This is a genomic window from Comamonas sp. UBA7528, from assembly GCF_002479375.1.
Classification (GTDB): Bacteria; Pseudomonadota; Gammaproteobacteria; order Burkholderiales; family Burkholderiaceae_C; genus Comamonas.
This window is the reverse complement of the sequence record NZ_DLMU01000014.1, coordinates 70,701-82,009: the sequence shown is the minus strand read 5'-3', so window position 1 is coordinate 82,009 and position 11,309 is coordinate 70,701. Positions and strand designations below refer to the sequence as shown.

Here is an 11,309-nt window from a genome sequence, read left to right as displayed (position 1 = left end):
CGGCCCGCGACTTACAGCTCGCCGTAGCTGTGCAAGCCGCTCAGGAACATGTTCACCCCCAGGAAGGCAAAGGTGGTGACAGCCAGGCCCACCAGGGCCCACCAGGCCGACACCGTGCCGCGCAGGCCCTTCATCAGGCGCATGTGCAGCCAGGCCGCGTAGTTCAGCCACACGATCAGCGCCCAGGTCTCCTTGGGGTCCCAGCTCCAGTAGCCACCCCAGGCCTCGGCCGCCCACAGCGCACCCAGCACCGTGGCGATGGTGAAGAAGGCAAAGCCCACGGCGATGGACTTGTACATCACATCGTCCAGGATCTCGAAGGCCGGCAGGCGCGCGGCAATGGGCTTGCGGGCTGCCAGGATGGCGCCCACAATCAGTGCGGAGATACCGAAATAGACCAGCCAGTAGCTGCTGCCCGTGGCCTGGCTCTGGCGGAAGGCCAGCGGCTCGAAGCACAGGGCCACGCCCAACAGCCACAGCGGCGCCAGCTTGTACCACTTGGTCTCCTCGGCCTGCTGCTTGATCAGGTAAGCGAACGAGACCATGGCTGCCAGGGCGAACGTGCCATAGCCGATGAAGTTGGCCGGCACGTGCAGCTTCATCCACCAGCTCTTGAGGGCAGGCACCAGCGGCTGGATTTCATGCGCCTCGCGCACCACGGTGTACCAGAGCAGAAAACCCACGGCCGCGCTGACCACCAGCATCACAAAGCCGCCCAGGGCGCGGGTGTTGTACTGCTGTTCGTAGTACAGATAGAACACCGTGGTCATCCAGATGAACATCACGAACACTTCGTACAGATTGCTCACCGGGATGTGGCCGATGTCCGGACCCAGCAGATAGCTTTCGTACCAGCGCACCATGGTGCCCACCAGGGCCATGGTCACGGCCACCCAGGCAATGCGCGAGCCCAGCATGCCCATGGTGTCGCGCTCGCCCTTGGCGAACAGGCCGATCCAGTAGAACACCGTGGCGATGAAGCACAGCACGCACATCCACAGGATCGCGGACTGGCTGGAGAGGAAGTATTTGAGGCCGAACACGGCATCTGCACGGTCGATGTGCGCCGCCCCGTCGGCGCCCTGGTAGAGCCAGATGCCCAGCAATGCCAGCGCGGCCACTGCCACCATCAGCTTTTGCAGCGGACGCCAGAACCAGCCCAGCCAGACGGCACAGGGAATGGTGCCGATCAGGATCGCCTTTTCATAGCCATCCATGAACGCGCCGTAGCGCTGGAAGGCAAACAGCCCGCCAGCCAAGGCCAGCACGGCAAAAACCCAGTCCATCCAGTTGCGTTTGGCCAGAAAGCCTTCGTTCAGGGAGATGGTCGTGGTCGTGGGGGTTGCGGTATTCATACTGATCGCTCCGTAGCGTTTGCAGTGGCAGCGGGTGCTGCTATTAATTTCTCAGCCAGTTGGGCGAACTCGCGGTCGGTGTCCATGGTCTTGCGGTTCGTCGACAGGGCCATCGTGGCCTGGCTGCCCTGGCCTGCCGGCGCCAGCCACACCCACAGGCGGCGGTCGCGCACATAGAGCATGGCAAAGACGCCCAGAATCAGGAAGAAGCAGCCCAGGTAGACAATGTTCTTTCCGGGGGCCCGTGCCACCTGGAACACGCTGGCCTGCACCTGCTTGAAGTCTTCCAGCATGAAGGCCATGGGCGCCGGGTAGAACTGCGCATCGCTGAGCGAGAACACCGCCTGCGTCATGAAGGACAGGGTCTGCTCGCCCGGCTCCAGCGGCTTGAGGCCTGCTTTTTCGCGCGACAGCTGCGCCAGGTCAAACAGCACGCCGTTCAGGATGCGGATCAGCACCTCGCTGGCGCGGTCGCGCTCGGACTCGGGCACGCTGGCTTCCATGAACTGCGAAATGGCCTGCAGGCCGCCATTGGGCTTGCCGTCCGCTGCGGGCGTACCAGCAAACAGGGTCACCGCACGCAGGGCCGACTGGGCCAGCGCATCGCGCAGGTCCGCACGGTCCGACGCCACCGCCTGGAGGGCATAGCGCTGCACCGCCTCCTTCAGCATCGCCGGGTCTTGCAGGGCGGCGCGCAGGCGCATGAAACCGTCCATGCTGCCCTGGTCATCGGCCGGCACCCGCAGGAAGCGGAACGGCTCGGCCGGCGTCTCCCGCACGCCCAGCAGGAACACCGGCACGCCTTCGCCCATGTCCACGGGCAGCATGTAGTTCTGGTACTCACGCGCCTGGCCCGAGGCATCGCGCAGCTTGTAGCCGATGCTGGGGCCCACGTTGCGCAGTTCTTTTTCGGTGGCCGTCTTGTGGCCCGCGCCCAGGCGCGACTCGATGGAGCTGCGCAAATCCACCTTGCGCACATCCACGGCGGCGTCACCGGCCTTCTTGCGGGCGGCGAAATTTTCCACATTGATGGTGCGCAGCTCGGTGAACTCCAGCGCCATCTGCTTGGCCGCACCCACCTGCTCCAGCTGGGTGCTGCTGCCGATGATGCCTTCCACGCCGAACGGCTTGGAGCCAGCCACAAACGGCACGCTGCGCAGCTTCACGCTGGAGCCGCCATCATCAAAGCTGGACTGGTAGATCTCGATGCCCTTGTAGCTGGCCGGGTGGTTCACCTCGATGCGCTTTTCCAGCTGCGCGCCCGTTTCCCGATCATGGATGACCACCTCGCTGGCAAACAGCTTGGGCATGCCGGTAGAGTAGTACTCCACGATGAATTTCTTGAGCTCCACCGCAAACGGCAGCTCCTGCAGCAGCACGCCATCAGACTGGCTCAGGATGGCGGTGCCGGCCTGCGTGCCTTCGGCCACCATCAGGTTGCCGCGGAACGTGGGGTTGTTCAGCGACAGGCGGTGCTGGGCGGGCACATCGGAAATGCGGCCCGCGCCGGTGTAAGGCGTCTTGCCGCCAAACCACATCTGGGCACGCACCACCATGTCGCCATCCAGCAGACCGCCCAGGCAGATCAGCACGATGGCGCTGTGCGCCGCGATGTAGCCGATCTTGTTGGCGGCCCCGGCCTTGGCCGCCAGCATGTAGCCCTTGCCATCGGCGGTGTCGCGCTCCTGCAGCTTCACCTTCCAGCCGCCGCGCGCCAGCATGCCGCCAATGCGCTGGGCCGCCGCATCGGCCGATTCGGCCAGGGTGTTCTGGGCCTTGTGGTGGAAAGCCTGCAGGCTTTTCTCCCGGATGTTTTCCTTGTAATTGCGCAGGTCGGCCAGGTACTTGGGCACATGGCGCATCAGGCACAGCGTGGTGCTGGTCACCAGAAACGCCAGAATCAGCAGAAACCACCAGGCGCTGTAGACCGCATTGAGCTTGATGGCCAGGAACAACTCGGCCCAGAACGGGCCGAACTGGTTGACGTAGTTGACCAGCGGCTCGTGCTGCTTGAGCACGGTACCGATCACCGAGGCAATACAAATAATGGTCAGCAGCGCAATGGCAAAGCGCATCGATGCCAACAACTCCATGAACGACCGCAGGACATGCGAGCGTTGGTCGGAGCGGGCGCTGGGAGAGGATTCAGACATGGGGAGCACACAACACGGCGCGTAAGCAAAACAGGCGGGGCCATCCCTTGTGTGGATGGACCCGCCTGTTTGGGTTTATTTTTGGGCGGCTAGTTCCCTGCATGCACGACACCTTGGTGTGCCATGCAGCCTGGCATCAGCGCAGGCCGGCAATATAGTCGGCCACCGCCTTGATTTCGCGATCATTCATCTTAGCAGCGACATCCTTCATCTGCGGGCTGTTCTTGCGAACACCATCTCGGAAGGATTGGAGTTGCTTGACGGTGTAGTCCGCATGCTGACCCGACAGGCGCGGGTACTGCACCGGAATGCCGGCGCCATTGGGGCTATGGCAGCCCACGCAGGCCGCCACCTTGCGGTCGGCAATGCCGCCGCGGTAGATGCGCTCGCCCAGGGTGACCAGTTCCTTGTCGGTGGCGAAACCGGGCTTGGCGGGCTGCTTGGCCAGCCAGGCCGCAATGTTCTGCATGTCGCCATCAGACAGCGTGCTGGCAAAGCCCTTCATCACCGGGTCAGCGCGCTTGTCGTTCTTGAACTCCTGCAGCTGCTTGACCAAATACTCTGGATGCTGGTGTGCCAATTTAGGATTAGCGACAATAGACGAATTGCCATCCGCGCCGTGACAGGCAGCACAGACGGCAGTAAAGCTAGCCTCCCCCTTGGCCAGATCTGGCTTGGCGGAAGTTTCACCGGCCGCAAAGGCCGAAAGAGCGGGTGCTGCCAATGCGGCAGCCGTCAGCAACGAGGCAAGCAGCTTCATAAGATCGAGGGTCTGGTTATATATGCGCGAAACCTCTGGATTCTACAATGAGGCCCTTTCGCATAGATATACCCCATGACCAACATCAATCCCGCTTTTGCTGCGGGTCAAGAAACTGCGTTGATTGATCCCAAACAGGCCATGGGCTGGATGCATACGGCACGGTTTTTGACAACCGCCGCCCAACTCCACCAATTGCCCGAGATTACCGTCCCCGAAATTGCCTTCGTGGGCCGTTCCAACGCGGGCAAATCCACGTCCATCAATACTTTGACGCAACAAAAGCAATTGGCTTTCGCGTCCAAGAAACCGGGCCGCACCCAGCACATCAACCTGTTTTCCCTGGGTAAACAGGGCGTGACCGACGCCGTGCTGGCCGATTTACCCGGTTATGGCTATGCCGCAGTGTCGCGCTCGGACAAACAGCGCTGGCAGCAGGTGATGCTGAACTACCTGATTCAGCGCGAAAGCCTGACCGCCGTGGTGCTGCTGTGCGATCCCCGCCTGGGCCTGACCGAACTGGACGAAGCCCTGCTGGACGCCCTGCGCCCGCGCGTGGCCCAGGGCCTGAAGTTCCTGGTGCTGCTGACCAAGGCCGACAAGCTGACCCGCGCCGAACAGGCCAAGGTGCTGTCCATCACCAAGCTCAATGCCGGTGGTGGCGAGGTGCGCCTGTTCTCTGCCCTCAAGAAGCAAGGCGTGGACGATGTGGCCCAGTTGCTATGGCATTGGTGCCACCCCGAAGGTCTGGCGCCCGCCACACAGGCTCCTGCAGCAGACGCCCCGGCGGCGGACAGCGCCAGCCCGCGCAATACCGCATAGACGCCGCACCGCACTTTGGGGAATATGGTGCCAACTCACGGAGGTGCCATGATCGAAACCATCCGCCATCACCTGCCCCAGAGCATCACACTGGACTGCAGGGCCTGCGGAGCCCCTGGGAAACCCCTGTTGCTGTTTGTGCACGGCTTTCCCGAAGGGGCCTTCATCTGGGATGGCGTGATGACGCCATTTTCCGACAGGTGGCGCTGCGTGGCGCCCGACCTGCGCGGCTACGGCCACTCCAGCCAGCCGGCCGATGTGGCGGCCTACCGTCCCAAAACCCTGGTACAGGACCTGGTGGAGCTGATCGCGCGCGAAAGCCCGGGCCAGCCAGCAGCCTGCGTGATCGCCCATGACTGGGGTGGTGCACTGGCCTGGAACCTGGCCATCCAGCACCCGCAGCTGCTGAAGCAGCTGCTGATCATCAACGCCCCCCACCCTGGCACGTTCTTGCGCGAGCTGCAGCACAACCCGGCCCAGCAGGCGGCCAGCCAGTACATGCATTTTCTGCGCCGCCCCGATGCAGCCGAAAAGCTGCTGGCCGATGGCGCACGGCGGCTGTGGGCCTTCTTTCGCACACCCGCCGGCGCCCTGCCCGACTGGCTGACACCCGAACTGCAGGCCCGTTACCTGGCACATTGGCAGCAGTCACTGGCCACGGCCTGCCACTACTACAGCGCAAGCCCTCTGGTGCCGCCGCGGGAGGCGGACCACAGCATCCAGCAGCTCCAGCTGCCCGACAGCCTGCTGAGCACCCCCGTGCCCACCCAGGTGCTGTGGGGCATGGACGATGTGGCACTGCGGCCCGAGTTGCTGAACGGTCTGGAGCAGTGGGTGCCCCACCTGACGGTGGAACCCGTGCCCGGTGCCAGCCACTGGCTGGTGCACGAGCAGCCCGCGGTGGTGATCCGCAGCCTGCACCAGCTACTGCTGTCCGCGCTCACCCACCGCACGGCGCCCGCACCGACCCAGAGTGCATCGGCAGCCGATCTGCCTCTGGATTACTGAGTTACTGAGTCACTGAATCACCGGTACAGCGAAGGCTGGCCTTCCGGCCGCGTCTTGAAGCGCTTGTGCACCCAGTAGTACTGGGCCGGCATGGTGCGGATGGCGGCTTCCAGCTCGCGGTTCATGCGGGCGGTGTCGGCCACATGGTCATCGGTGGGGAAGTGCTCCCAGGCGGGGGTGAGCTCAGCCACATAGCCCTCGGGCGTCATGCGGTTGTACAACGCCACCACCTTGGCCTTGCCCAGCCGGGCAAAGCGCGACAGCGAGGGAATGGTCGCCACTTCCGGCACGGCAAAGAACGGCACGAAGACCGAATCGTTGCGGCCATAGTCCATGTCCGGCAGCAGGTACAGCAAGCCCCCTTTGCGCAGGCACTGGATGATGGGCTTCACGCCATCGGCGCGGTTGAGCATCTTCACATTGCCAAAACGCTGGCGGCCGGTCATGAACCAGTCGTCCAGCACCGGATTGGGGTTGGTGGCAAAGATGGAGGTGAATTCGCGCGTGGTGTTCAAAGGCAGTGCCAGACCGCCGGCATCCATGCTGTAGAAATGGGGGGCAAACACGATGGTCGGCGTATCGCCATCCAGCTCGTGCGTGGCCCCCACCAGCTTGACCCTGCTGCGCACCAGCGCCTCGGAGCCGAACCACAGCCAGCTGCGGTCCAGAAAGGTCTGGCAGAACACCACAAAGCTTTCCCTGGCCCAGGCCTTGCGCTGGGCTTCGGGCACCTCCGGAAAGCACAGCTCGAAATTGCGCAGTGCCACCTTGCGGCGCGGGCGCGCCAGCAGAAACAGCAGATTGCCCAGTCCACGTCCCATGCCGCGCAGCACCGGCAGCGGCAGTGTGGCCAAGACATGCATCAGACCGATACCCAGCTTGCTCCAGTTCATGCGTCGGCTTTCTGCGCGGCTGCTTCGGCCACGGCTTCCTTGCGTGGCAGCTTGTAGCGGCCATAGCCCCACAGATACTGCTGCGGGCATTGGCGGATGGTGTGCTCCATGGCCTGGTTGATCTGCACCACGGCAGCCCCCAGCTCGTCAGACAGTGGCACCGGCATTTCCTCAAAAAACAATTCAAATCCCCGCCCCCAGGACAGGCGCTCGCAGCGCGCCAGCACCACGGTGGCGCCGGTCTGCAGCGCCAAGCGGGCGGCCAGCGTCATGGTGTAGGCATCTTTGCCGAAGAACGGCGCCCATTGTCCCTGGCCGTCCGGAGGCACCTGGTCGGGCAGCAGGCCCACGGCCTCGCCCTTGCGCAGGGCCTTGATCATCTGGCGCACCCCCGACAGATTGGTGGGCACGGCATGGATACCAGCGCGGTTGCGCGCCGTCAGCATCAGCTCGGCCAGCCAGGCCTGCTTGGCCGGACGGTAGAGGATGGTGATGGGCCCATGCTCCCCCGACCAGCGCTGCGCGGCGGCCTGCACCGACAGCTCGAAGCAGCCCAGATGCGGCGTCAGATACAGAATGCCCTTGCCGCGCGCCCAGGCCTGCTCCACCACCTCGGCGCCATGGATGGTGTTGACCTGGGTGGTGCGCACCCACAGGCGTGGGGACTCGAACACCATGCGGCCGGCATGCCCCACCGCCGCGGCCACCTCGCCGAAGCGGTAGCCCGCCTGGGCGGTGTTGGCCAGAAAGCGGCGCCGGTAGGTGGGCGAGAGCAACCATGCCAGCCAGCCCATGGCAGCGCCGACGGCATGCAGCAGGCCCAAAGGCAGTGCGGAAAAAATGCGAAACAGGGAAAGCATTAGAATAGGGGCTGTCGCCGAGTTAACAGAGCAACTTGCAGGGCGACGTAAAACAAAACTGCTAAAGCGTTCGCCCGACTCCTTTGGCCGAGCAACGCAATCGGCTAGAACAGGAGTTTATTCAATGGCGAACGATTTTCTTTTTACCTCCGAATCCGTCTCGGAAGGCCATCCCGACAAGGTTGCGGACCAGATTTCCGATGCGATTCTGGACGCCATTTTCACCCAAGACCCCTACAGCCGCGTGGCGGCAGAGACACTGACCAACACTGGGCTGGTGGTATTGGCCGGTGAAATCACCACCGGTGCCAACGTGGACTACATCCAGGTGGCCCGCGACACCATCAAGCGCATCGGCTACGACAACACCGACTACGGCATCGACTACAAGGGCTGCGCCGTGCTGGTGGCCTATGACAAGCAAAGCCAGGACATCGCCCAGGGCGTGGACAAGGCCAGCGACGACGAACTCAACATCGGCGCCGGCGACCAGGGCCTGATGTTCGGCTACGCCTGCGATGAAACGCCCGAGCTGATGCCCGCCCCCATCTATTACGCCCACCGCCTGATGGAGCGCCAGGCCCAGCTGCGCAAGGATGGCCGCCTGCCTTTCCTGCGCCCCGACGCCAAGAGCCAGGTGACCATGCGCTATGTGGACGGCAAGCCCCACAGCATCGACACCGTGGTGCTGTCCACCCAGCACAGCCCCGACCAGTCGGAAACCTCGACCAAGATGAAGGCATCGTTCACCGAGGCCATCATCGAAGAGATCATCAAGCCCGTGCTGCCCAACGAATGGCTGCAGAACACCAAGTACCTGATCAACCCCACGGGCCGTTTCGTCATCGGCGGCCCGCAAGGTGACTGCGGTCTGACCGGCCGCAAGATCATTGTGGACACCTACGGTGGTGCCTGCCCCCACGGCGGCGGCGCTTTCTCGGGCAAAGACCCGTCCAAGGTGGACCGCTCGGCAGCCTACGCCGCCCGCTATGTGGCCAAGAACGTGGTCGCCGCCGGTCTGGCACGCCAGTGCCAGGTGCAGGTGGCCTACGCCATCGGCGTGGCCCGCCCGATGAACATCACCGTGTACACCGAGGGCACGGGCGTGATCCCCGACGACCAGATCTCCAAGCTGGTGGCCGAGCACTTCGACCTGCGCCCCAAGGGCATCATCCAGATGCTGGACCTGCTGCGTCCCATCTACAGCAAGACCGCGGCCTACGGCCACTTCGGCCGCGAAGAGCCGGAATTCACCTGGGAACGTACCGACAAGGCGGCCGAACTGCGCGCCGCTGCCGGCCTGAAGTAATCCTTCGGCACCACGCCCTCCCAAGCCAGGCTCTGCCTGGCTTTTTTCATGCCCGGCCCGGGCATGCACCGCCTTGCCTGGGGCACCACCACTGTCGTCCTTGGCCTACCCGGATTGCAGCCCTGCCCTGCACGCGGTCGTCACCGAATCGGTCTACCCTGGGTCCATCGTCAACTACCTAGGAGGTGCGCACATGCTGAAGTGGGCCATCATCTTTGCCATCATCTCGCTGGTCGCCGGGGTCTTGGGCTTTACCGGCGTGGCCTCCGGCGCGGCCGGAATCGCCAAGATCCTGTTCTATATCTTCATCGTGGTCGCCGTCATCTTTGTGGTGCTGGCGTTGCTGGGGATAGGTGCAGTCGCCTAGCAGCCCTCCCGCTCTCCACCCGGCCTGCCTTGCGCAGGCTTTTTCACGACCGGCAAGCATTGCTACAGCCCGCGCACGCTCAGCGCCAGCGCCTGCTGGAACGGCGCACGCACCCGGTACAGCTGGGCCGGGCGGTGGGCGCCACCGCTGCGCATTGCACCGGGGACGGCTTCCAGCAGCTGCATTTCATCCATCTTGCGGCGAAAGCTGACCTTGTTCAGCGGCTCGCCCAGGATGCCTTCATAGACCTGCTGCAGCTGGGGCAAGGTGAACGTCTCGCCGCACAGGTGCACAGGCAGCGAGGAGTACTGGCTTTTGTTGCGCACCCGCGCCAGCGCGGACGCCACGATGGCATGGTGGTCGAACGGCAGCTGGCCCAAGGCCGCCACCGGCACCAGTTTCACCCCGTCATGCTGCGGCAGCTGGGCGCTGGACACCAGGGCGCAATAGGCAATGGCCACCGACCAGCCACGAGGATCGCGTGCCGGACCGCTGAACGTGGCCAGCTGTTCCAGATAGGCACCCGCAATGCCCACCTTGTCCCGCAGCACCCGCACGGCGCTGTCCTGTGCATCGGCGTCTTCCTGGGCATGGATATAGCCGCCCGGCAAGGCCCAGACACCTTCGAACGGCGGCTGGCTGCGGCGCACCAGCACCACGTGCAGCGCATCGTCCTGCAGCGTCAGCACCACTGTGTCCACGCTGACCAGTACCTGCGGATATGGCGCCTTTGTTTGATTCATTGCGATACTAAGTCCTTTTTTACACCACAGTATGCCTGCAAGTCATCCAATTCCTATTTATAACTCGCAGGACTGTACCCAAACCTCCGCTCAATTACTTAGTTGCAAAATTGATTTAACAGGGTTACACTGACCGCAACGAGGAGAGACACCATGGCATCCACGACCCAGTTGCTGGTCATCGACCCCCAAAACGATTTCTGCGATCTGCCTGCGGCCTGGTGGCCTGCCGCGCTGCAGGGCAGGCCCGCCGCCACCGGCCCTGCGCTGCCGGTTGCCGGGGCCCATGCCGATATGCAGCGCCTGGCCGGCTGGATCGACCGCCACGGTGCACGGCTGGACGGCATCACCATCACGCTGGACTCGCACCAGGCCTACGACGTGGCCCACCCCGCGTTCTGGCAGCAGCGCGATGGCAGCGCCGTGGCCCCGTTCACCCCCATCACCGCCCCCCAGGTGCGCGCCGGCGACTTCACGCCGCGCGATGCCGCCGCCCTGCCCCGCGTGCTGCACTATCTGGACGCGCTGGAAGCCGAAGGCCGCTACACCCTGATGGTCTGGCCGCTGCACTGCGAGATCGGTAGCTGGGGCCATGGCGTGCATGCCGATATGCTGCAGGCCTGCCGCCACTGGCAGGCCACGCAGCAGCGCGCCGTGCACCATGTGTTCAAGGGCATGAATCCCTGGTCCGAGCACTACAGCGCCATCCGTGCCGAAGTGCCCGATCCGCACGACCCCGGCACCGGCCTGAACCGCGCCCTGCTCACCCACCTGGCTGCCTTCGACACCGTGGTGATCGCCGGCGAGGCCAGCAGCCACTGCGTGCGCGCCACCGTCGAGCACATCGTGCAGCACAGCGGCATGGCCCCCGACCGCCTGGTGCTGCTGACCGACTGCATGAGCCCGGTGCCCGGCTTCGAGGCCGCGCACGATGGCCTGGTGCAGCAGATGCGCGACTTGGGTGTACGCTGCACCAGCAGCACTGCATTCGGTTTATAAGAAATTAGATTCAGGAGCCGCCTGCATCAACGGCAGGAGC

11 protein-coding genes are annotated in these 11,309 nt (G+C 64.1%); 5 read left to right on the top strand and 6 right to left on the bottom strand.

Going from position 1 to position 11,309, the window contains the following annotated elements:
• Window positions 1–11 precede the first annotated feature (11 nt).
• From ccsB to B3349_RS16085, 3 genes are all read right to left on the bottom strand, one after another.
• On the bottom strand, window positions 12–1,355 hold the full coding sequence (gene ccsB / locus B3349_RS16095) for a c-type cytochrome biogenesis protein CcsB (RefSeq protein ID WP_291590256.1): 1,344 nt from the start codon (window positions 1,353–1,355) through the stop codon (window positions 12–14).
• Window positions 1,352–3,508, bottom strand: coding sequence for a cytochrome c biogenesis protein ResB (gene resB / locus B3349_RS16090; RefSeq protein ID WP_291590255.1), 2,157 nt, complete (start codon window positions 3,506–3,508; stop codon window positions 1,352–1,354). Before resB ends, ccsB begins: the two co-directional genes overlap by 4 nt.
• Window positions 3,509–3,644: 136 nt before the next feature.
• Window positions 3,645–4,268: a c-type cytochrome gene (locus B3349_RS16085; protein WP_066537692.1), complete on the bottom strand. Its 624-nt coding sequence runs from the start codon at window positions 4,266–4,268 to the stop codon at window positions 3,645–3,647.
• Between the two features lie 75 nt (window positions 4,269–4,343).
• On the opposite strand from B3349_RS16085, the gene yihA reads away from it, so the two are divergent.
• Both yihA and B3349_RS16075 read left to right on the top strand, forming a co-directional pair.
• Window positions 4,344–5,090, top strand: a complete 747-nt coding sequence (yihA, locus tag B3349_RS16080) for a ribosome biogenesis GTP-binding protein YihA/YsxC (RefSeq protein WP_291590254.1) — start codon at window positions 4,344–4,346, stop codon at window positions 5,088–5,090.
• A 48-nt stretch (window positions 5,091–5,138) separates the two neighbouring features.
• Window positions 5,139–6,098 carry an alpha/beta fold hydrolase gene (locus tag B3349_RS16075; RefSeq protein WP_291590250.1) on the top strand — a complete coding sequence of 320 codons (960 nt, stop codon included), beginning with the start codon at window positions 5,139–5,141 and terminating at the stop codon, window positions 6,096–6,098.
• A gap of 17 nt (window positions 6,099–6,115) precedes the next feature.
• Here B3349_RS16075 and B3349_RS16070 read toward each other — a convergent pair whose 3' ends face one another.
• Together B3349_RS16070 and B3349_RS16065 are read right to left on the bottom strand one after the other, a co-directional pair.
• On the bottom strand, window positions 6,116–6,991 hold the full coding sequence (locus B3349_RS16070) for a lysophospholipid acyltransferase family protein (protein WP_291590248.1): 876 nt from the start codon (window positions 6,989–6,991) through the stop codon (window positions 6,116–6,118).
• The gene (locus B3349_RS16065) at window positions 6,988–7,851 is read right to left on the bottom strand and encodes a lysophospholipid acyltransferase family protein (protein WP_291590244.1); all 864 of its coding nucleotides are present in this window, start codon (window positions 7,849–7,851) and stop codon (window positions 6,988–6,990) included. Before B3349_RS16065 ends, B3349_RS16070 begins: the two co-directional genes overlap by 4 nt.
• Window positions 7,852–7,975: 124 nt before the next feature.
• On the opposite strand from B3349_RS16065, the gene metK reads away from it, so the two are divergent.
• A complete protein-coding gene (gene metK / locus B3349_RS16060; RefSeq protein ID WP_291590242.1) occupies window positions 7,976–9,160 on the top strand; it encodes a methionine adenosyltransferase in 1,185 nt (394 codons plus the stop codon).
• 193 nt (window positions 9,161–9,353) lie between these two features.
• Complete coding sequence (locus tag B3349_RS16055; protein WP_083520464.1) at window positions 9,354–9,527, top strand: DUF1328 domain-containing protein; 174 nt, start codon at window positions 9,354–9,356, stop codon at window positions 9,525–9,527.
• Between the two features lie 62 nt (window positions 9,528–9,589).
• Here the strand turns inward: B3349_RS16055 and B3349_RS16050 are convergent, their stop codons facing one another.
• Window positions 9,590–10,270, bottom strand: a complete 681-nt coding sequence (locus tag B3349_RS16050; RefSeq protein WP_291590237.1) for an NUDIX hydrolase — start codon at window positions 10,268–10,270, stop codon at window positions 9,590–9,592.
• 153 nt (window positions 10,271–10,423) lie between these two features.
• On the opposite strand from B3349_RS16050, the gene B3349_RS16045 reads away from it, so the two are divergent.
• The gene (locus tag B3349_RS16045) at window positions 10,424–11,269 is read left to right on the top strand and encodes a cysteine hydrolase family protein (protein ID WP_291590235.1); all 846 of its coding nucleotides are present in this window, start codon (window positions 10,424–10,426) and stop codon (window positions 11,267–11,269) included.
• Window positions 11,270–11,309: the final 40 nt, after the last annotated feature.